The following is a 20,312-nucleotide window of genomic DNA, read 5'->3' on the forward strand; positions in this document are numbered from 1 at the left end:
TCGCACGGGGGACGGCGGCGGTGGTTACGGCAGCGCCAGCATCCGCTCCAGCGCCAGCTTCGCGAACGCCTCCGTCTCCTTGTCGACCTCGATCCGGTTGACCAGGTTGCCCTCGGCCAGGGACTCCAGGGTCCAGACCAGGTGGGGCAGGTCGATGCGGTTCATGGTCGAGCAGAAGCAGACCGTCTTGTCGAGGAAGACGATCTCCTTGCCCTCGGGGGCGAAACGGTTCGCCAGGCGGCGTACCAGGTTCAGTTCGGTGCCGATGGCCCACTTCGAGCCGGCGGGGGCCGCCTCCAGCGTCTTGATGATGTACTCGGTCGAGCCGACGTGATCGGCCGCGGCGACGACCTCGTGCCGGCACTCGGGGTGGACCAGGACGTTCACCCCCGGGATGCGGGCGCGGACGTCGTCGACCGAGTCCAGGCTGAAGCGGCCGTGGACCGAGCAGTGGCCGCGCCACAGGATCATCTTGGCGGCGCGCAGCTCGTCCGCCGTCAGACCGCCGTTCGGCTTGTGCGGGTTGTACAGCACGCAGTCGTCCAGGGACATCCCCATGTCGCGGACGGCGGTGTTGCGGCCCAGGTGCTGGTCGGGCAGGAACAGCACCTTCTCGCCCTGCTCGAACGCCCACTCCAGGGCGCGCTCGGCGTTGGACGAGGTGCAGATGGTGCCGCCGTGCTTGCCCGTGAACGCCTTGATGTCGGCGGAGGAGTTCATGTACGAGACGGGGACCACCTGCTCGGCCACGCCCGCCTCGGTCAGCACGTCCCAGCACTCCGCGACCTGCTCGGCCGTCGCCATGTCGGCCATGGAGCAGCCGGCGGCGAGGTCGGGCAGGACGACCTTCTGGTCGTCGGAGGTCAGGATGTCCGCCGACTCGGCCATGAAGTGCACGCCGCAGAAGACGATGTACTCCGCCTCGGGGCGCGCGGCGGCGTCCCGGGCCAGCTTGAAGGAGTCGCCCGTGACGTCGGCGAACTGGATGACCTCGTCCCGCTGGTAGTGGTGGCCGAGCACGAAGACCTTGTCGCCGAGCTTCTCCTTGGCCGCGCGGGCCCGCTCGACCAGGTCGGGGTCGGACGGCGAGGGCAGGTCGCCGGGGCACTCGACACCGCGCTCGCTCCTCGGGTCGGCCTCGCGACCGAGCAGCAGCAGGGCGAGCGGAGTCGGCTGAACGTCGAGTTCCGGGGTCTGGGCGGTGGTCACGACACGCACCCTTTCTACTTTTCGTCTAACTGACGCTATCTATCATAGCCGGTTCACGTCACTTTGACGACGGCCATAGCGTCTGTGTGACGTGAATCCCCCCGGAGCGTCCCGCCGCCGCTCCCCGGCTCCTCCGGACCCCGCGGCGCCCGCCGAAGTCCCCTCTCCGGGCCGCTGCCCGCTTCCACGGGCATGTGCGAGCATGAAGAAAGAACAACGAACGCGACCACGTGACTGCCCGGCCCGGAATGAATCCGCGGAACCGCCGGTTGCACTCGTCGGCAAGCAGTCTCCGTACAACCCGGGAGAGATGTAGATGTCCGTATCGGACGAGACCACCACCGTCACCGACGGCATCATCCTGACCGACGCCGCCGCGGCCAAGGTGAAGGCCCTGCTCGACCAGGAAGGCCGTGACGACCTCGCACTGCGCGTCGCCGTCCAGCCCGGCGGCTGCTCCGGCCTGCGCTACCAGCTCTTCTTCGACGAGCGCTCGCTCGACGGCGACGTCGAGAAGGACTTCGACGGCGTCAAGGTCGTCACCGACCGCATGAGCGCCCCGTACCTGGGCGGCGCGACCGTGGACTTCGTGGACACCATCGAGAAGCAGGGCTTCACGATCGACAACCCCAACGCGACCGGCTCCTGCGCCTGCGGCGACTCCTTCAGCTGACGGTGTGACCGTCCGGCGGCGCGACCGCCGGCGGTGTGACGAGGGCGGCGGCCCCCCTGACCGGGGCCGCCGCCCTCGTGCGTGCGGGACGGGTGGGCCGGGCGGGCGTACGGGGGCGGGTCAGCGCGGTCGCGCCGCCGCGTCCGGCCGCAGCGAGCCGGCCACGGCCCTCGCGACCTCCCGGCCGTCGGTGCCGACCACGCTCCGTCCGTCCAGCGGCGCGCCCAGCCGCACGGTCTTCACGTACTCCCTGGCGATCAGCACGCACACCCGGCCCGGCCACGGCGTCTCGGTGACCCTCACGGTCACCCGGCCACCGCTCTCGCGGGCCGACGTCCGGTAGTCGGCGCACACCCCGCCGGAGAAGCTCAGGTTCAGCGTCCGCCCGTCCGCCGTGTAGGCGCTCACCCGCACCTCGCGGCTCCTGCCGGGCGTCGCGGAGGCCGGCGCCGACGAGGGCTCGGCGGTCACCGGGGACGGGGACGCCGCCGCCAGGTGCGCCGGGTCCACCGCCGGGTACGTCACCGTGAACGCGTCGCCCGCCGTGGAGCCCCGCACCTGGAACAGCCAGGAGGGCACCAGCGCCCGCCGGCCGCCGACGGAGTGCGCGGCCAGCCCGAACACCGCCTTCCGCACCGTCAGCGTGTCCCGGGGCGCCGCGGACGCGCTCGCCCCGGCGGCCGCACCGCACGGCTGCTCCAGCCGGTCCTTCAACGGCACCGGACTGGCGCACCCGCCGATCCCCATCCGGTGGCCGTCCGCCGCCGGCCCGTTCAGCAGCTCCAGGGTCCGGCGGGCGCCCAGCACCGGGTACGTGTCGCCCTTCACCGGCGTGGCCAGCAGCCCCTGTCCGCCGACCACCTCACCGCGCCGGCCGACGGTCAGGCCGGTCGTCCAGCCGTACGTGGGCAGGCCGCCGACGACCGGGTCGGCTTCGACCACCCGCTGGTCGCCCATGACCTGGCTCGCGTCGGTCCGCGCGCCGTCCAGCCCCGCCGCCCTCAGCACCGGCGCCGCCGCCTTCTCGGCCGCGGCCACGCTCACCGGGGCCCCCGCCGGGGCGGCCGGGTCGTGGGCGCAGACCGTCACCTTCCGGCAGTCGTCGGTGCCGGGCGCCAGCCGGGAGAACGTCCAGTTGCCGGGGGCGTCCCGGCGCACCTCCAGGACCGGCCCGGAGCCGTCCTGACCACCGATCCGCCACAACCGTCCCTCGGCCACCGGGGTGCCCTCCACGCCCAGCGCCTTCGCCAGCCGCACCACCCGGTCCCGGCCGACCTCGGCCCCCGGCCCGTACACCGGCGCCGAGCGCGGCCCGCCCGGCAGATGGCCCTGCGCCACGTACCGGGCGCCGTACGGGGCCGGCTCACCGGGCGCGACACCGCGCGTGCCGTCGGCGGACCAGCCGTCCAGGGCGAGCGGCGGGGGAGCGGTGTCCCCGCCGCCGGACGCGGCCGCCGTGCCCGTACGGCCGGCGCCGTCGCCGCTCGCGGCGAGGTACGCTCCGCCGCCCCCGGCCAGCAGCACGGCCGCGGCGGCGACGGTCACGACGAGGGAGGCCGGCCGCCGCCGGCTCGTCCCCTCGGCGGACTCGGGCCGCGTGGAGACGTCCGGCACCTCGGCGGGGGACCGGGGGTCGCTGTCGTCGGACGCGGACGCCCCGGAGGGGGTCGCCGCGGGTTCTCCGGACGGACGGGGAAGGTCCGCGTCCCCGGGGTTCTCAGGCCGCTCGGTGTTCACCGCATCGCTCCTCGCTGATCGTGTCCCGCGTCCCCGGCGCGGGGGACGCCGGTGGGACGCGGGAAGGGAGCGCACGGTTCCCCGGGGCGCGCCCGCGGGCCCGCCCCGGGACTCCCGCGGATCAGTCGCCGTACTCCGACATGGCGTCCAGCAGCCGGGCGGACCGCGCGGGCACCGACACGCCGTGGATGCGGGACGGCGACACGGGCCGGTGCTCGGCGCGCTCGGGGGCCGCCCAGTGCGGGGCCATCCGGGCGCAGTCGCCGCGCAGCGCGGCCAGGTCGCCGTCGGTGTCGGCCGGGGCGGGGGAGGTGACCTTCGGGTTCGTCATGACCGCACCGTAAGCACGTCACCGGCCGCGAAGAAAGATCTACTATCGGGTAGTTTCGCCACCTACTGAGGCGGCTCCCGAGCGGGTAGCGTGAACTGTCAACTCAGCCTCCCGCAGGAGAATTCGCGTCGTGCGCATCGCAGTCACCGGCTCCATCGCCACCGACCACCTCATGACCTTCCCAGGCCGCTTCGCCGACCAGTTCGTGGCGGACCAGCTGCACACGGTTTCCCTCTCCTTCCTCGTCGACAACCTCGACGTGCGGCGGGGCGGCGTGGGCGCCAACATCGCCTTCGGCATGGGCCAGCTCGGCACCCGGCCCATCCTCGTCGGAGCCGCCGGCTTCGACTTCGACGAGTACCGCGCCTGGCTCGACCGGCACGGCGTGGACACCGAGTCCGTCCGCATCTCCGAGACCCTGCACACCGCCCGCTTCGTGTGCACCACGGACGCCGACCACAACCAGATCGGCTCCTTCTACACCGGCGCGATGAGCGAGGCGCGCCTGATCGAGCTGAAGACCGTCGCGGACCGGGTGGACGGCCTGGACCTGGTCGTCATCGGCGCCGACGACCCCGAGGCGATGCTCCGCCACACCGAGGAGTGCCGCTCCCGGGGCATCCCGTTCGCCGCCGACTTCTCCCAGCAGATCGCCCGCATGGGCGGCGAGGAGATCCGCATCCTGCTCGACGGCGCCACCTACCTCTTCTCCAACGAGTACGAGAAGGGGCTGATCGAGTCCAAGACCGGCTGGAGCGACGAGGAGATCCTCGCCAAGGTCGGCCACCGCGTCACCACGCTCGGCGCGCGCGGCGTGCGCATCGAGCGGACCGGCGAGGACCCGATCGAGGTCGGCTGCCCCGACGAGGAGCGCAAGGCCGACCCCACGGGCGTCGGCGACGCCTTCCGCGCGGGCTTCCTCTCCGGGCTGGCCTGGGGGGTCTCCCTGGAGCGCGCGGCGCAGGTCGGCTGCATGCTGGCCACGCTCGTCATCGAGACCGTGGGCACGCAGGAGTACCGGCTGCTCCGGTCGTCCTTCATGGAGCGCTTCACCAAGGCCTACGGCGAACCGGCCGCCGAAGAGGTCAACCGCCACCTCCACTGACCCACGCCCCCGCCCCGGACGCGTCCCCTCCGGGAGCCGCGCCCGGGGCGGACCGCTGCCCCGCGCCCACCTTCGGGAGCCGCACCCCGAGAACCGGACGCCGGACCCACGCCCTGGCCGTGTCCGACGGCCTCCTGTCCCGGGGCGGTTCCCGTCAGGTCAGGCGGCGGACCAGGTAGGCCGTGCCCCGTTCCGCCGGTTCCTCGCCGGCGTAGTGCTGTCCGCGCATCTCGCACCACGCCGGGATGTCCAGCCGGGCCGCCTCGTCGTCGGACAGCACCCGTACGGTGCCGCCCACCGGTACGTCCCCGATCACCTTGGCCAGTTCGATGACCGGGATGGGGCACCGCCTGCCGAGCGCGTCGACGAGGAGTTCCGTCGCCCGGACGGCGGTCGCCGGCGCCGGGGCGGGCGCGCCCAGTTTCTCCCGCACCCCGGCCACCGCCCCCGGCAGCACCTGGAGGAACCGCTCCACGTCCGCCTCGGCCGTGCCCGGTGCCAGGGACACCCGGACGTTGCCCTCGCTCAGCACGCCCATCGCCCTCAGCACATGGCTGGGCGTCAGCGTGCTGCTGGTGCAGGACGAGCCGGAGGAGACCGAGAAGCCGGCCCGGTCCAGCTCGTGCAGGAGCGCCTCGCCGTCGACGTAGAGGCAGGAGAAGGTGACGATCCCGGGGAGCCGGTGCTCGGGGTCACCGACCACCTCGACGTCCGGCACCAGTCGCGGCACCCGCGTCCGGATCCGTTCCGTCAGCTCCCGCAGCCGTACCGCCTCCTGGGCCGCCTCGGCCCGCACCGCCCGCAGCGAGGCCACGGCCGCCACGATCGCCGGGAGGTTCTCGAAGCCGGGCGCCCGGCCCGACTCCCGCTCGTCCACCGGCCCCTGGGGGGCGAACCGCACCCCCTTGCGCACCACGAGGAGTCCGGCCCCCGGCGGGCCGCCCCACTTGTGCGCGCTGGCCGCCAGCAGCGACCAGTCGCCCTCGACCGGCCCCCAGCCCAGCGACTGCGCCGCGTCCACCAGCAGCGGCACCCCGGCCGCGCGGCACGCCTCGGCCACCTCGGCCACCGGCTGCACGGTGCCCACCTCGTGGTTGGCCGACTGGAGGCAGGCCAGCGCGGTGTCCGGGCGGAGCGCGGCGGCGAAGACCGACGGGTCGACGGCCCCCGTCCGGCCGACGGCCACCCGGGTGACCGTACCCCAGTCCGCCTCCCACACGTCCGCCGAATGGAGGACGCAGGAGTGTTCGACCGAGGACACGATCAGGTGGCGTCCGGTCCGGCGCCGCCCGGCCAGCGCCCCCGTCGTCCCGCTGTGCACGGCCCGGGTCCCGGACGGGGTGAACACGACCTCGTCCGCCCGGCACCCCACGGCCTCGGCGGCCGCCTCCCGGGCGGCGTCCAGCAGCATCCGCGCCCTGCGCCCCTCCCGGTGGAGCCGGGCGGGATCGGCCCAGCCGTCGTCCAGCGCGGCCGACAGGGCCTGGCGGGCCACGGGGTGGAGCGGGGCGGCGGAGGCCGCGTCGAAGTAGGACACACGGCCACGGTAGAACGTGGCCCCGGGGTGGCCCGCCGCAGGGGCGCGCGACCGGGCCCGAACCAGGGGCCGCCGCCCGCTCCGAGCAGCCATGACGTGTTCCGGCCGGTGCCCCGAACCATGACAACCCCGAGCTATCAGGCGCCCGATCCCACCCCGTCGGAGTGACAGGCGGCGCGTATGCCCCCCTCCCCGCGAACCCCCGAAGGGCGTCGGCTAGGGTTTGGTCCGCATAAACATCCAAACCCCTGCCCGACGCAGGGCGGCGACCGACCAGCGAGAAGGCCGCAGCCGACCGCGCGGGCGAGACTCTCGGGAAGGCGCTACGTGAGTCCCAACGGCTCCGACCGCTCGCCGCGGCGCCCGATGCGGCGGAAGCTGCTGCAGGCACTGACCGCGGGCCTGGTCCTGGCGACCGCAACCGGTTGCACATACAAGGACTTCCCCCGCCTTGGCATGCCCACCCCGACCACGGAAGAGGCTCCGCGGATCCTCTCCCTGTGGCAGGGTTCCTGGGCTGCCGCGCTCGCCGTCGGCGTGCTGGTGTGGGGCCTGATCCTGTGGAGTGCTTTCTTCCACCGGCGCAGCCGCACGAAGATCGAAGTACCTCCGCAGACGCGGTACAACATGCCGATCGAGGCCCTCTACACAGTGGTCCCGATCATCATCATCTCGGTGCTCTTCTACTTCACGGCCCGGGACGAGTCCAAGCTCCTCGACATGTCGAAGAAGCCCGACGTCACGGTCAACGTGGTCGGCTACCAGTGGAGCTGGGGCTTCAACTACATCGCGGCCGTTCCCGGTTCCACCGGTGACGCGCGGACCGACGCGAACCTCGCCGGCGTCCCGGACCGCTACAAGAAGTACTTCCCGCCGAACGCCGGCGGCGTCTACGACGCCGGTGTGCCCGGTACGCGCAACCCGCAGACCGGCAACCCCGGTCCGACGCTGTGGCTGCCCAAGGGCAAGACGGTCCGCTTCGTCCTGACCTCGCGCGACGTCATCCACTCGTTCTGGGTGCTGCCGTTCCTGATGAAGCAGGACGTCATCCCGGGCCACCCCAACGCCTTCCAGGTGACTCCCAACAAGGAGGGCACCTTCCGGGGCAAGTGCGCCGAGCTCTGCGGCGTCGACCACTCCCGCATGCTGTTCAACGTGAAGGTCGTCTCCCCGGAGCGCTACGAGCAGCACCTCAAGGACCTCGTCAAGAAGGGGCAGACCGGTTACATCCCCGCGGGTATCGAGCAGACGACCCACGAGAAGAACCGGGAGTCGAACATCCTGTGAGCATCCTCAACGAATCCCAGGGTGCCGCGGCAGCAGGGTCCCACTACGAGGACGAGCTGCCGGTCCGGCGCCAGCGCCGCGGTGAAGTCGTCATCAAGTGGCTCACCACCACCGATCACAAGACCATCGGCACGCTGTATCTGGCGACGTCGTTCGCGTTCTTCCTGATCGGTGGCGTGATGGCGCTGCTCATGCGCGCCGAGCTGGCCCGGCCGGGCCTCCAGTTCATGTCGAACGAGCAGTTCAACCAGGCGTTCACGATGCACGGCACCGTGATGCTGCTGATGTTCGCCACCCCGCTGTTCGCGGGCTTCGCGAACTGGATCATGCCGCTCCAGATCGGTGCGCCCGACGTGGCGTTCCCGCGACTGAACATGTTCGCCTACTGGCTGTACCTGTTCGGTTCGCTCGTCGCGGTGGCCGGCTTCCTCACCCCGCAGGGTGCCGCCGACTTCGGCTGGTTCGCCTACTCCCCGCTGTCGAACGCGGTCCGGTCCCCGGGCATGGGCGCCGACATGTGGATCATGGGTCTGGCCTTCTCCGGCTTCGGCACGATCCTCGGCTCGGTCAACTTCATCACCACGATCATCTGCATGCGCGCCCCCGGCATGACCATGTTCCGCATGCCGATCTTCGTGTGGAACGTGCTGCTGACCGGTGTGCTGGTCCTGCTGGCCTTCCCGGTGCTGGCCGCCGCGCTGTTCGCCCTGGAGGCGGACCGCAAGTTCGGCGCCCACGTCTTCGACGCCGCCAACGGCGGAGCCCTGCTGTGGCAACACCTCTTCTGGTTCTTCGGCCATCCAGAGGTGTACATCATCGCGCTACCGTTCTTCGGGATCATCTCCGAAGTGATCCCGGTGTTCAGCCGCAAGCCGATGTTCGGCTACATGGGGCTGATCGCCGCGACGATCGCGATCGCCGGCCTGTCCGTGACCGTGTGGGCCCACCACATGTACGTCACCGGCGGTGTCCTGCTGCCGTTCTTCTCCTTCATGACCTTCCTGATCGCCGTCCCGACCGGTGTGAAGTTCTTCAACTGGATCGGCACGATGTGGAAGGGCTCACTGTCCTTCGAGACACCGATGCTGTGGGCCACCGGCTTCCTGATCACCTTCACGTTCGGTGGTCTGACCGGTGTCATCCTGGCCTCGCCGCCGATGGACTTCCACGTCTCGGACTCGTACTTCGTGGTGGCGCACTTCCACTACGTCGTGTTCGGCACGGTCGTCTTCGCGATGTTCTCCGGCTTCCACTTCTGGTGGCCGAAGTGGACCGGCAAGATGCTGGACGAGCGCCTCGGCAAGATCACCTTCTGGACGCTGTTCATCGGCTTCCACGGCACCTTCCTGGTCCAGCACTGGCTGGGCGCCGAGGGCATGCCCCGCCGGTACGCCGACTACCTGGCGGCCGACGGGTTCACCGCCCTGAACACGGTCTCGACGATCAGCTCGTTCCTGCTGGGCCTGTCGATCCTGCCGTTCCTCTACAACGTGTGGAAGACAGCCAAGTACGGCAAGCCGGTCGGCGTGGACGACCCGTGGGGCTACGGCCGCTCGCTGGAGTGGGCGACCTCCTGCCCGCCGCCGCGGCACAACTTCCTCACCCTGCCGCGGATCCGCAGCGAATCCCCGGCGTTCGACCTGCACCACCCCGAGATCGCCGCCCTCGAGCAGCTTGAGCACGCCGGCCACGGCACCAGCGCTGTCACGGGCAGCAAGGAGGCCGGCAAGTGAAGATCCAGGGCTGGCTGTTCATCTGGCTCAGCGCCTTCATCCTGATCATGGCCGTCGTGTACGGCGTGTGGTCGAAGGAGCCGGCCGGCACCACCGCGCTGTTCCTGGCCTTCGGCCTGACCGTCATGATCGGCTTCTATCTGGGCTTCACCGCCCGGCGGGTCGACGCGGGCGCGCAGGACGACAAGGAGGCGGACGTCGCGGACGACGCGGGCGAGCTGGGCTTCTTCAGCCCGCACAGCTGGCAGCCGCTCATGCTGGGCGTCGGCGGCGCGTTCGCCTTCCTCGGTGTCGCGGTCGGCTGGTGGCTGCTGTACTTCGCCGCCCCGATCATCATGATCGGCCTGTTCGGCTGGGTGTTCGAGTACTACCGCGGTGAGAACCGCACCCAGTAGCACCACCGGACGCACCGGGAGCCCGGACCCCTCCGCGAGGAGGGTCCGGGCTCCCGTCGTTCCCGGGCCCGGGCGTGCCCGTCCGTGTCCGTCCTTTGCCGGAGTGTCGTTCGCTCGTACGGATTACCTGCCGCGCCGGTAAGGTCTCCGCCTCATAGCGTGATCATATGAACCACTTTCCGCGGACCCGCACCGTCGTCAGCTGCACCCTGCTGGTGACCGCCCTCGGCGCGGGCGTCACCGCCTGCGGTTCGGACGGCAACCCCCTGTCGGCCAAGCCGTACGACGCAGCGGGCCTGATCTCCTTCAACGGCCCCACCGGTGCAGAGAAGCGGGCCGACCCGGACAAGCCCCTGGAGGTCACCGCCAACGGTGACGAGGGGCGCATCACGGACGTCACCGCCCAGGACTCCACGGGGCGTCACGTAGCGGGCGAACTCGCCGCCGACGGCAGTCGCTGGCACAGCACCTCCCCCCTGGCCGCCGACGCCCACTACACGGTCACGGTGAGCACCGAGGACGAGGACGGGTCACCCGGCCGCAAGGTCCTCACGTTCGAGACCAGCAAGCCCACCAGCAAGAAGCGCCTGGCCGTCACCTTCGGACCCCAGGCGGGCACCTACGGCGTCGGGCAGCCCATCACGGCCCAGCTCGGCCAGGAGATCAAGGACAAGGCCCAGCGCGCCGTCATCGAACGCGGCCTGCGGGTGGAGTCCACGCCGGCCGTGCAGGGCGCCTGGTACTGGGTGGACGGCAAGGAACTCCACTACCGCCCCAAGGAGTACTGGCCCGCCCACGCCACCGTCCGGGTGCACAGCAACCTGGACGGCATCCGGATCGGCGACCGGCTGTTCGGCGGCGCCGCCAAGCCCCTGAAGATCACCACGGGCGACCGGGTCGAGGCCGTCACCGACGCCTCGTCGCACCAGATGACGGTCTTCAAGAACGGTGTGGAGATCAACCAGATCCCCGTCACCACCGGCAAGCCCGGCTACGAGACCCGCAACGGCGTCAAGGTCGTGCTCGGCAAGCAACAGTTCGTACGCATGCGCAGCACCACGGTCGGGATCGCCGAGGGCAGCTCCGACTCCTACGACCTGCCCGTCTACTACGCCACCCGGGTGACCTGGTCCGGCGAGTACGTCCACGCCGCCCCCTGGTCCGTGGGCTCGCAGGGGTACGCCAACGTCAGCCACGGCTGCACCGGCATGAGCACGTCCAACGCCGAGTGGTTCTTCGACACCGTCCGCGAGGGCGACATCGTGCGCGTCGTCAACTCCGACGGCAACGCGATGGAGCCCTTCGGCAACGGCTTCGGCGACTGGAACGTCGACTGGGCGAAGTGGCGCCAGGGCAGCGCCCTCTTCAACGGCACACCGGACGGCCCGGCACCGGGAGACGCGCTGCGCCTCCAGCCGACGGCCGTGTGAACGTCGTCCAGGGGTGCGGGGCCGTCCCGGCGTGCGGCCCGCCCCCGTGGGCGCCCCGAGCGCCCACGGGGCCGCCGGCGCCCCCGGCGGTCCCGCGCCCCGGGCCGCTAGGCGCTCAGCAGCCGCTTGCGGCGCAGCAGGGAGGCCAGCGAGGCGGCGAGGTCCACCGGGTCCACCGGGAGCGTCACGGCGGCGTCGGCGCGGCTCCAGGTGGCCAGCCAGGCGTCCTGCGGGCGCCCCATCAGCAGCAGCACCGGCGGGCAGTCGAACACCTCGTCCTTGATCTGCCGGCACATTCCCATGCCCCCCATCGGCACGGCCTCGCCGTCCAGGACGCAGACGTCGACGCCGCCCCGGTCCAGCTCGCGCAGGACCGCCTCCGGGGTCGCGCACTCCAGGAACTCCACCAGGGGCACGTCCGGGGCCGGCCTGCGCCCGGCGGCCAGCCGTACTTGCTCGCGGGTGTTGGAGTCGTCGCTGTAGACCAGCACCGTGGCGGTCGGCTGCATTGTTCCTCCGGGACGTCAGCGTCGTACGGACAGGACGGACAGGGCCGTTCGGGCGGATGTTACTCCCATGAACACCACGTCAGCACCGGTTCGACGGGCGGCAACACTCCGAACGGCACCCCCCGGGGTGAGGGCGGGATAAGCGACCGACATAATGTCGGTCGTGGCGACAGCAACGACAGTAGAAACCGGGCACGCGCACCCGTCGGTCAACCGGCCGAACCTCACCAGCGTCGGAACCATCATCTGGCTGAGTTCCGAGCTGATGTTCTTCGCGGCCCTCTTCGCGATGTACTTCACCCTCCGGTCGGTGACCGGACCGGCTCATTGGAAGGAGATGGCGCACGCGCTCAACGTGCCCTTCTCCGCGACGAACACCACGATCCTGGTGCTCTCCTCCCTCACCTGCCAGCTCGGTGTGTTCGCTGCCGAACGCGGCGACGTGAAGAAGCTCCGAGGTTGGTTCACGCTCACCTTCATCATGGGCGCGATCTTCATCGGCGGTCAGATCTACGAGTACACGGAGCTGGTGAGGAAGGACGGCATCTCGCTCTCCTCCGACCCGTACGGCTCGGTGTTCTACCTGACCACCGGCTTCCACGGCCTGCACGTGACGGGCGGCCTGATCGCCTTCCTGCTGGTCCTCGGCCGCACCTACGCGGCCAAGAGGTTCACGCACGAGCAGGCGACCGCGGCCATCGTCGTGTCCTACTACTGGCACTTCGTCGATGTCGTCTGGATCGGCCTCTTCGCCACGATCTACCTGATCAAGTAGCGGCGACCGCTCCCGCAATCCAGAAGCACCGACGCAGAAGATCCTGACACCGGGGTAATCCGTGAAAAAGCTCTCCGCACGACGACGCCATCCGCTGGCGGCGGTCGTCGTCCTACTCCTCGCGCTGGCGGCCACTGGGGGGCTGTACGCCGCGTTCGCGCCCGCGGGCAAGGCGCAGGCCGATGACACCTCCCAGTCCCTGACCATCAAGGAGGGCAAGAAGCTCTACGAGGTCGGCTGCGCCAGCTGCCACGGCACCGGTGGCCAGGGCTCCTCCGACGGCCCCAGCCTGGTCGGCGTGGGTGCGGCCGCGGTCGACTTCCAGGTGGGAACCGGCCGTATGCCGGCCTCCACCTCCGAGATGGCCCAGCTCCCGCGCAAGAAGGTCAGCTACACGCAGACCGAGATCGACCAGCTGGCCGCGTTCGTCGCGTCGCTGGGCGCCGGCCCGAGCGTGCCGACCAAGGACCAGTACGGCCCGGCCGGCGCGGACATCGCCAAGGGCGGCGAACTGTTCCGGACCAACTGCGCGCAGTGCCACAACTTCACCGGCAAGGGCGGTGCCCTCACCGAGGGCAAGTACGCGCCGAGCCTGGAGGGTGTCGCTCCCAAGCACATCTACGAGGCCATGCAGACCGGCCCGCAGAACATGCCGTCCTTCCCCGACACCACGATGTCGGAGAAGAACAAGAAGGACATCATCGCGTACCTGAACGCGGTCGACGGCGATGAGACGGAGAACCCGGGTGGCCTGGAGCTGGGCGGCGTCGGGCCGGTCAGCGAGGGTCTCTTCGGCTGGATCTTCGGTCTCGGCGGACTGATCGCCGTCGCCGTGTGGGTCGCCGCCCGGACCGCAAAGGCCAAGAAGTCATGAGTAGCCAAGACATTCCAGAAGAGAACCTGCCCGCCGGGCGGGACCACGCGCACGGCGCGGTAGACGTCGCGGACCACGAGAACCCGTTCGCGAACCCCGGTCTGCCGCCCCACGAGCACCGCATCCAGGACATCGACGAGCGGGCCGCCAAGCGGTCCGAGCGCATGGTCGCCCTGCTGTTCACGGTGTCGATGCTGGCGACGATCGGCTTCATCGCCGCGTACCTGGCGATCCCGAACGACAAGTCGATCTTCGTCTTCCCGCTCGGGCACATCAGCGCGATGAACTTCGCGCTCGGCCTGACCCTGGGCATCGCCCTGTTCTGCATCGGCGCGGGCGCGGTCCACTGGGCCCGCACCCTGATGTCCGACGTCGAGGTCGCCGACGACCGGCACCCGATCGAGGCCCCGCCCGAGGTCCGCGCGAAGGTCCACGACGACTTCCGCCTGGGGGCCAAGGAGTCGGCGCTCGGCCGCCGCAAGCTGATCCGCACCACCATGTTCGGCGCGCTGGCCCTGGTGCCGCTCTCCGGCGTGATGCTGCTCGGCGGTCTGGGCCCGGCCCCCGGGACCAAGCTCCGCCACACCCTGTGGGCGAAGAACAAGCGCCTGGTCAACATGAACACGAACCAGCCGCTGCGTCCCGAGGACATCGCCGTCGGCTCGCTCACCTTCGCCAAGCCCGACGGCCTGGAGGAGCGCGCCGAGGACTTCCAGGACCAGATGGCCAAGGCCGCCCTGATGATCGTCCGGCTCCAGCCGGGCAACATCAAGGACAAGCGCGAACTCGACTGGTCGCACGAGGGCATCGTCGCGTTCTCGAAGATCTGCACCCACGTCGGCTGCCCGATCTCGCTGTACGAGCAGCAGACGCACCACGTGCTCTGCCCGTGCCACCAGTCCACCTTCGACCTCTCCGACGGCGCCCGGGTCATCTTCGGCCCCGCCGGCCACCCCCTGCCGCAGCTGCGCATCGGTGTGGACAGTGAGGGTTACCTCCAGGCGCTCGGCGACTTCGAGGAGCCCGTCGGTCCTGCTTTCTGGGAGCGCGGATGAGTACTGCACAGAACGACGAGACCCGCTCCCGCGGGAAGGCCCCGGCCGGCGAGCGGATCGCCGACTGGGCCGACGGCCGGCTCGGGATCTACTCCCTGGCCAAGGCCAACATGCGCAAGATCTTTCCGGACCACTGGTCCTTCATGCTCGGCGAGATCTGCATGTACAGCTTCATCATCATCATCCTGACGGGTGTCTACCTGACACTGTTCTTCCACCCGTCGATGAACGAGGTCGAGTACCACGGCAGCTACATCCCGCTCCAGGGACAGCTGATGTCCGAGGCGTTCAACTCGACCATGCACATCTCGTTCGACGTGCGCGGTGGCCTGCTCATCCGGCAGATCCACCACTGGGCGGCGGTCGTCTTCCTCGCCGGCATGTTCGTGCACATGATGCGCGTGTTCTTCACCGGCGCGTTCCGCAAGCCGCGTGAGATCAACTGGCTGTTCGGCTTCCTGCTGTTCGTCCTCGGCATGTTCACCGGCTTCACCGGTTACTCCCTGCCGGACGACCTGCTCTCGGGCACCGGTGTCCGCTTCACCCAGGGCGCGATCCTGTCCGTGCCGATCGTCGGCACGTACATCTCGATGTTCCTGTTCGGCGGCGAGTTCCCCGGCCACGACTTCGTGGCCCGGTTCTACTCGATCCACATCCTGCTGCTGCCGGGCATCATGCTCGGCCTGATGGTGGCGCACCTGATCCTGGTCTTCTACCACAAGCACACGCAGTTCGCGGGCCCCGGCCGGAACAACAAGAACGTCGTCGGCATGCCGCTGCTGCCGGTCTACATGGCCAAGGCCGGTGGGTTCTTCTTCCTGGTGTTCGGCTTCATCGCCCTCATCGCCGGCATCGCGTCCATCAACCCGATCTGGGCGATGGGCCCCTACCGGCCGGACCAGGTCTCCACGGGCGCCCAGCCCGACTGGTACATGGGCTTCGCCGAGGGTCTCGTCCGCGCCATGCCGGGCTGGGAGATCAACTTCTGGGGCCACACGCTGGTCCTGGGCGTGTTCGTCCCGCTGGTGCTGTTCGGCCTGTTCCTCGCGGTGATCGCGCTGTACCCGTTCATCGAGTCCTGGATCACCGGTGACAAGCGCGAGCACCACATCCTGGACCGGCCGCGCAACGCCCCGACCCGCACCGCCTTCGGCGCCGCCTGGGTCGCCGGCTACGTGATCATGCTGATCGGTGGCGGCAACGACATCATCGCCACCCACTTCCACCTGTCGATCAACGCGGTCACCTGGTTCGTCCGGATCGCGTTCTTCGCCGGGCCGGTGCTCACGTTCATCGCCACCCGCCGGATCTGCCTCGGCCTCCAGCGCCGCGACCGCGACAAGGTGCTGCACGGCCGCGAGACCGGCATCATCAAGCGGCTGCCGCACGGCGAGTTCATCGAGGTGCACGAGCCGCTCAGCCAGGAGCAGCTGCACACGCTGACCGCGCACGAGCAGTACCGGCCCGCCGAGATCGGTCCGACGACCGACGAGAACGGCGTCGAGCGCAAGGTCGGCTCCTCCCAGAAGCTGCGGGTGAAGCTCTCCAACGCCTACTACGGCGAGGACAGCCAGATCCCGAAGCCGACCGTCGAGGAGTTCAAGGAGATCACGAGCGGCCACGGCCACCACTGATCCCCCCGTCGCCACACCACGCAGAAGGGCCCCGTCCGCCTCGCGGACGGGGCCCTTCGCGGTGCCCGCGGCTGGATAGGGTGGGGGGCGACGGAGCAGGACTGTGTACGAGGAGCGGCTGATGAGCGCTGTGACCCCCGCTGGAGGCGACACCACGGCGGACCGCTCCTGGCCCGTCCTCCTGAACGGGCTGCTCCAGGGCCAGGACCTGGCCGCCGACGACACCGCGTGGGCGATGGACCGCATCATGCGCGGCGAGGCGACCGACGCCCAGATCGCCGGCTTCGCGGTGGCGCTGCGGGCGAAGGGGCAGACGGTCCAGGAGATCACCGGCCTGGTCCGCACGATGTACGAGCACGCGCACGTCATCGAGGTGCCCGGCCGCACCGTCGACATCGTCGGCACGGGCGGCGACGGGGCCCGGACGGTGAACATCTCCACCATGTCCTCGCTGGTCGTGGCCGGCACGGGCGCGAAGGTCGTCAAGCACGGCAACCGGGCCGCGTCCTCGGCGTCCGGCTCCTCCGACGTGCTGGAGAAGCTCGGCGTCAACCTCGACCTGACCCCGCGCCGGGTCGTGGAGGTCGCGGAGGAGGCCGGCATCACCTTCTGCTTCGCGGTGAAGTTCCACCCGGCGCTGCGCCACGTGGGCGCGGCTCGCGGGCAGCTGGGCATCCGGACCGTGTTCAACCTGCTCGGCCCGCTGACCAACCCGGCGCGGGTGCGGGCCCAGGCGGTCGGCGTCGCCGTCGCGCACGAGGCCCCGATCGTCGCGGGCGTCCTCGCCGAACGCGGCAACTCCTCCCTCGTCTTCCGCGGCGACGACGGCCTGGACGAGCTGACGACGACGGCCACCTCCCGGGTGTGGGTGGTCCGCGACGGCCGGGTCCGCGAGGAGTCCTTCGACCCCCGTGACGCCGGCCTCGACCTGGTCCCGGTGGAGGCGCTGCGCGGCGGCGACCCGGCCCACAACGCCGAGGTGGCCCGCCGCCTCCTCGACGGGGAGCGGGGGCCCGTACGGGACGCCGTCCTGCTGAACTCGGCGGCCGCCCTGGTGGCCCTGGAGCCGACGGACGCGTCGCTCACCGAGCAGCTCCGCGCGGGCATGGCGAAGGCCGCGGAGTCGGTCGACTCGGGCGCGGCCCGGCGGGTGCTGGAGCGCTGGGTGGCGGCCAGCAACGCCTGACCGCACCGCGGTGTCGTCCCGCGATCCGGACACGGGTTGCGGGGCGACGATCAGTTCGCGTACTTTCTTGCACCAGGTCATGAGTGACAGTCATGAGGCCCCGGCCGACTGTCCGGCAACCCTCCGTCCGTGGCGGGGTGCCCCGGGTGAAGACCAGGCCGTGGACAGCAAGGTCCGCGGCAAGCGCGGATCCCTCGCACACTCCCGGCAGTGTGGGACCAGGGATCCTGGTCGTCGAGGAGCCTCCCGTGAGTCAGCGAATGCGCTAGGGCCGCAGAGCCCCGCCTCCGCATCCCCCTGTCACCCCACCGACGCTCGAGCACGTCCGCTCGCCCGGTGGCTTCCACCTGCCTTAACGGGAGTCCAGCCATGTCCGTCTCCACCCCCGCCGCCGACCGGTCCCTCCACGCCCCGCTGCCCGTGCTGGGCGCCGACGTCACCGTCCCGCTCGTCACCGGCGGCGAGGTCGCCTACGCCGCGCTCGACTACGCGGCCAGCGCCCCCGCCCTCCAGCGGGTGTGGGACGACGTCGCGGCCTACGCCCCGTACTACGGCAGCGTGCACCGGGGTGCCGGCTACCTCTCGCAGCTCTCCACCGACCTGTTCGAGAACGCCCGCAGGACCGTCGGCGAGTTCCTCGGCTGCCGCCCGGACGACCAGGTCGTCTTCACCCGTTCGACCACCGACTCCCTCAACCTGCTGGCGCGCGCGGTCCCGGACGGCTGCCAGGTCTTCGTCTTCGAGACCGAGCACCACGCCTCCCTGCTGCCCTGGCGGGACGCCCGGGTGACCTACCTCGACGCCCCGCGCACCCCGCGGCAGGCCCTGGAGACCCTGGAGCGGGCCCTCGCCGACCGCGACCCCCACGGCCCGGCCCTGGTGTGCGTCACCGGCGCCTCCAACGTCACCGGCGAGCTGTGGCCGGTGCGCGAGCTGGCCGCCGCCGCGCACGCCCACGGCGCCCGCATCGTCCTGGACGCCGCCCAGCTGGCCCCCCACCACCCGGTGGACGTCCGCGACCTCGACGTCGACTGGGTCGCCTTCTCCGGCCACAAGCTGTACGCCCCGTTCGGCTCCGGCGTCCTGGCCGGCCGCGCCGACTGGCTCCGGGCGGCCGACCCGTACCTCGCGGGCGGCGGCGCCAGCCGCCGGGTGACCCGGCGGCAGGACGGCGGGGTGGCCGTGGAGTGGCACGACAGCGCCGCCCGCCACGAGGCCGGCTCCCCGAACGTGATCGGCGCCTATTCCATCGCCGCCGCGTGCAAGGCCCTCACCGAGGCCGGCTGGGACACCCTGGTCGCCCGCGAGGAGCACCTGATCCGCACGGTCCGCGAGGGCCTCGCCGACGTCCCGGAGGTCAGGATCCTCTCCCTGTTCGGCGACGACGCCCCGCGCGTCGGTGTCCTGTCCTTCGTCGTCGAGGGCTGGAACAGCTCGCACTTCGCCGCCGCCCTCTCCGCCGAGTACGGCATCGGCGTCCGCGACGGCCTGTTCTGCGCCCACCCCCTGGTCCGCACCCTGCTGGGCACCGACCCGCAGACCCAGGGGGAGTGCGGCGCCCCGGAGGCGGCCCCGGGCGAGAAGTCGCTGAACGCCGTCCGGGTCAGCTTCGGCGCCGGCACCCCCGACGAGCACGTCGAGCGCTTCGTGGCCGCCGTGCGCGAGCTGGTGCGGGACGGGGCCCGCTGGCGCTACCGCACGGAGGACGGCCGCTGCGTCCCGGCGGTCTGAGCCCGGCGCGATCCGAACGAGAGGGCCTAGTTGTCGAGGCCGATCGCGAAGGCGGCTTCCAGGTCGTGCTGGGAGTAGGTGCGGAACGCGACGTGCGTGTCGGTGGCCTCGACGCCGGGGATCTTGCTGATCCGGCCGGGGATGATCTCGGCGAGGTCCTCGTGCTGCCCGACCCGGACCATGGCGATCAGGTCGTAGGTGCCGGTGACCGAGAAGACCTCGCTGACGCTCTCCAGCGCGGCGATGCGCTCCGCGATCTCGGGGATCCGGTCCACGCTGGTCTTGATCAGGACGATCGCGGTGATCACGGCTGTGTCTCTCCCTCGGTGACCGGAGCTGGTGCGGCCCTCACTCTAGTCGCCCGCCCGTCGGCCACCGCCGCGCCGGGACCGCCCGCGCGGCGGTGGCCGCGTCCGTAGCGCGCCCACGCGTAGCAGAACCCCAGGCCGAACCCGACCAGGTGCGCGAGGTAGGCCACCCCGGGCCCGTCGGAGGCCCGCCCCGCCGCGAACCACTGGAGCGCCGCCCAGAACGGCAGCACCACCCACGCCGGGAAGCGCAGCGGCAGGAAGAACAGGAACGGCAGGAGACTGGTCACCCGGGCGCGGGGGAACAGGTAGAGCAAGGCTCCGAGGACCGCCGAGATCGCCCCGGAGGCGCCGACCAGCGACTGCTCGGAGGTGGCGTTGGCGGCCGCGTAGCCCAGCAGGGCGAGGTAGCCGCAGCCGACGTAGAACAGGGTGAACTCCACCCGTCCCATGCGTTCCTCGGTCATCGCCCCGAAGACGAAGAGGAACAGCATGTTGCCGAGCAGGTGGACCCAGCCGCCGTGCACGAACAGCGCGGTGGCCGGCGTGAGCGCCTCCCGGGCCGGTCCGCCGAACAGCTGGCCCGGCACCACTCCCCAGCGCCGGAAGTACGTCCGCTGCGCGGCGAGCAGCGCGTCCCCGGTGCCGTACCCGGGGGTCAGCCCGGAGGCCGGGCCGAGGACGAAGATCAGGCAGCACAGGACGATGAGGCCGTACGTGATCGGTGCCGGGGTGCCCCGGACCCGCCCCAGTGTCCTGCCGGCCGCCGTGCTCCAGGTGCTGATCATGACTACAGAGCATGA

The 20,312-nt window shown here is 71.0% G+C and carries 19 protein-coding genes and 1 riboswitch; of the genes, 12 read left to right on the forward strand and 7 right to left on the reverse strand.

Going from position 1 to position 20,312, the window contains the following annotated elements:
• Positions 1 to 24 precede the first annotated feature (24 nt).
• Positions 25 to 1,209: a quinolinate synthase NadA gene (gene nadA / locus ACIQVT_RS07885; RefSeq protein ID WP_403749163.1), complete on the reverse strand. Its 1,185-nt coding sequence runs from the start codon at positions 1,207 to 1,209 to the stop codon at positions 25 to 27.
• A 316-nt stretch (positions 1,210 to 1,525) separates the two neighbouring features.
• On the opposite strand from nadA, the gene erpA reads away from it, so the two are divergent.
• Complete coding sequence (erpA, locus tag ACIQVT_RS07890) at positions 1,526 to 1,882, forward strand: iron-sulfur cluster insertion protein ErpA (protein ID WP_121789178.1); 357 nt, start codon at positions 1,526 to 1,528, stop codon at positions 1,880 to 1,882.
• 120 nt (positions 1,883 to 2,002) lie between these two features.
• Here the strand turns inward: erpA and ACIQVT_RS07895 are convergent, their stop codons facing one another.
• Entirely contained in the window at positions 2,003 to 3,619 is a 1,617-nt protein-coding gene (locus ACIQVT_RS07895; RefSeq protein WP_403749166.1) for a hypothetical protein, read from the reverse strand.
• A gap of 121 nt (positions 3,620 to 3,740) precedes the next feature.
• Positions 3,741 to 3,950 carry a hypothetical protein gene (locus tag ACIQVT_RS07900; protein ID WP_403749168.1) on the reverse strand — a complete coding sequence of 70 codons (210 nt, stop codon included), beginning with the start codon at positions 3,948 to 3,950 and terminating at the stop codon, positions 3,741 to 3,743.
• A 130-nt stretch (positions 3,951 to 4,080) separates the two neighbouring features.
• Here ACIQVT_RS07900 and ACIQVT_RS07905 point away from each other — a divergent pair, with 130 nt between their 5' ends.
• Complete coding sequence (locus ACIQVT_RS07905; RefSeq protein WP_403749171.1) at positions 4,081 to 5,055, forward strand: carbohydrate kinase family protein; 975 nt, start codon at positions 4,081 to 4,083, stop codon at positions 5,053 to 5,055.
• A 154-nt stretch (positions 5,056 to 5,209) separates the two neighbouring features.
• Here the strand turns inward: ACIQVT_RS07905 and ACIQVT_RS07910 are convergent, their stop codons facing one another.
• Positions 5,210 to 6,592 carry a cysteine desulfurase/sulfurtransferase TusA family protein gene (locus ACIQVT_RS07910; protein ID WP_403749173.1) on the reverse strand — a complete coding sequence of 461 codons (1,383 nt, stop codon included), beginning with the start codon at positions 6,590 to 6,592 and terminating at the stop codon, positions 5,210 to 5,212.
• Between the two features lie 327 nt (positions 6,593 to 6,919).
• On the opposite strand from ACIQVT_RS07910, the gene coxB reads away from it, so the two are divergent.
• The 4 genes from coxB to ACIQVT_RS07930 all read left to right on the forward strand — a co-directional run bounded on the left by coxB (position 6,920) and on the right by ACIQVT_RS07930 (position 11,437).
• Entirely contained in the window at positions 6,920 to 7,879 is a 960-nt protein-coding gene (gene coxB, locus ACIQVT_RS07915) for a cytochrome c oxidase subunit II (protein WP_403749175.1), read from the forward strand.
• Positions 7,876 to 9,612, forward strand: a complete 1,737-nt coding sequence (gene ctaD / locus ACIQVT_RS07920) for a cytochrome c oxidase subunit I (RefSeq protein ID WP_403749177.1) — start codon at positions 7,876 to 7,878, stop codon at positions 9,610 to 9,612. Before coxB ends, ctaD begins: the two co-directional genes overlap by 4 nt.
• Positions 9,609 to 10,007 carry a cytochrome c oxidase subunit 4 gene (locus ACIQVT_RS07925; RefSeq protein WP_403749179.1) on the forward strand — a complete coding sequence of 133 codons (399 nt, stop codon included), beginning with the start codon at positions 9,609 to 9,611 and terminating at the stop codon, positions 10,005 to 10,007. Before ctaD ends, ACIQVT_RS07925 begins: the two co-directional genes overlap by 4 nt.
• Before the next feature lie 167 nt (positions 10,008 to 10,174).
• On the forward strand, positions 10,175 to 11,437 hold the full coding sequence (locus tag ACIQVT_RS07930) for an Ig-like domain-containing protein (RefSeq protein ID WP_403749181.1): 1,263 nt from the start codon (positions 10,175 to 10,177) through the stop codon (positions 11,435 to 11,437).
• A gap of 107 nt (positions 11,438 to 11,544) precedes the next feature.
• Here the strand turns inward: ACIQVT_RS07930 and ACIQVT_RS07935 are convergent, their stop codons facing one another.
• Positions 11,545 to 11,946: a hypothetical protein gene (locus ACIQVT_RS07935; RefSeq protein WP_403749183.1), complete on the reverse strand. Its 402-nt coding sequence runs from the start codon at positions 11,944 to 11,946 to the stop codon at positions 11,545 to 11,547.
• Between the two features lie 154 nt (positions 11,947 to 12,100).
• Here ACIQVT_RS07935 and ACIQVT_RS07940 point away from each other — a divergent pair, with 154 nt between their 5' ends.
• From ACIQVT_RS07940 to ACIQVT_RS07965, 6 genes are all read left to right on the forward strand, one after another.
• Positions 12,101 to 12,721, forward strand: coding sequence for a heme-copper oxidase subunit III (locus ACIQVT_RS07940; RefSeq protein ID WP_403749186.1), 621 nt, complete (start codon positions 12,101 to 12,103; stop codon positions 12,719 to 12,721).
• 61 nt (positions 12,722 to 12,782) lie between these two features.
• Positions 12,783 to 13,595, forward strand: a complete 813-nt coding sequence (locus tag ACIQVT_RS07945) for a c-type cytochrome (RefSeq protein ID WP_403749189.1) — start codon at positions 12,783 to 12,785, stop codon at positions 13,593 to 13,595.
• Complete coding sequence (locus ACIQVT_RS07950; protein WP_403749191.1) at positions 13,592 to 14,650, forward strand: Rieske 2Fe-2S domain-containing protein; 1,059 nt, start codon at positions 13,592 to 13,594, stop codon at positions 14,648 to 14,650. The genes ACIQVT_RS07945 and ACIQVT_RS07950 overlap by 4 nt, the downstream gene beginning before the upstream one ends.
• Entirely contained in the window at positions 14,647 to 16,284 is a 1,638-nt protein-coding gene (locus ACIQVT_RS07955) for a cytochrome bc complex cytochrome b subunit (protein ID WP_403749193.1), read from the forward strand. The genes ACIQVT_RS07950 and ACIQVT_RS07955 overlap by 4 nt, the downstream gene beginning before the upstream one ends.
• 121 nt (positions 16,285 to 16,405) lie before the next feature.
• Positions 16,406 to 17,470, forward strand: coding sequence for an anthranilate phosphoribosyltransferase (trpD, locus tag ACIQVT_RS07960; protein ID WP_403749195.1), 1,065 nt, complete (start codon positions 16,406 to 16,408; stop codon positions 17,468 to 17,470).
• A 75-nt stretch (positions 17,471 to 17,545) separates the two neighbouring features.
• Positions 17,546 to 17,662: riboswitch (SAM riboswitch) on the forward strand.
• Positions 17,663 to 17,839: 177 nt separating this feature from the next.
• Positions 17,840 to 19,201, forward strand: a complete 1,362-nt coding sequence (locus ACIQVT_RS07965; RefSeq protein ID WP_403749197.1) for an aminotransferase class V-fold PLP-dependent enzyme — start codon at positions 17,840 to 17,842, stop codon at positions 19,199 to 19,201.
• A 26-nt stretch (positions 19,202 to 19,227) separates the two neighbouring features.
• On the opposite strand, the gene ACIQVT_RS07970 is transcribed toward ACIQVT_RS07965, so the two are convergent.
• Both ACIQVT_RS07970 and ACIQVT_RS07975 read right to left on the reverse strand, forming a co-directional pair.
• The gene (locus ACIQVT_RS07970) at positions 19,228 to 19,509 is read right to left on the reverse strand and encodes an Lrp/AsnC family transcriptional regulator (RefSeq protein WP_121789193.1); all 282 of its coding nucleotides are present in this window, start codon (positions 19,507 to 19,509) and stop codon (positions 19,228 to 19,230) included.
• A complete protein-coding gene (locus ACIQVT_RS07975) occupies positions 19,506 to 20,297 on the reverse strand; it encodes a rhomboid family intramembrane serine protease (RefSeq protein WP_403749199.1) in 792 nt (263 codons plus the stop codon). Before ACIQVT_RS07975 ends, ACIQVT_RS07970 begins: the two co-directional genes overlap by 4 nt.
• Positions 20,298 to 20,312 lie beyond the last annotated feature (15 nt).

It is taken from the genome of Streptomyces sp. NPDC100445 (assembly GCF_044759735.1).
Taxonomy (GTDB): Bacteria; Actinomycetota; Actinomycetes; order Streptomycetales; family Streptomycetaceae; genus Streptomyces.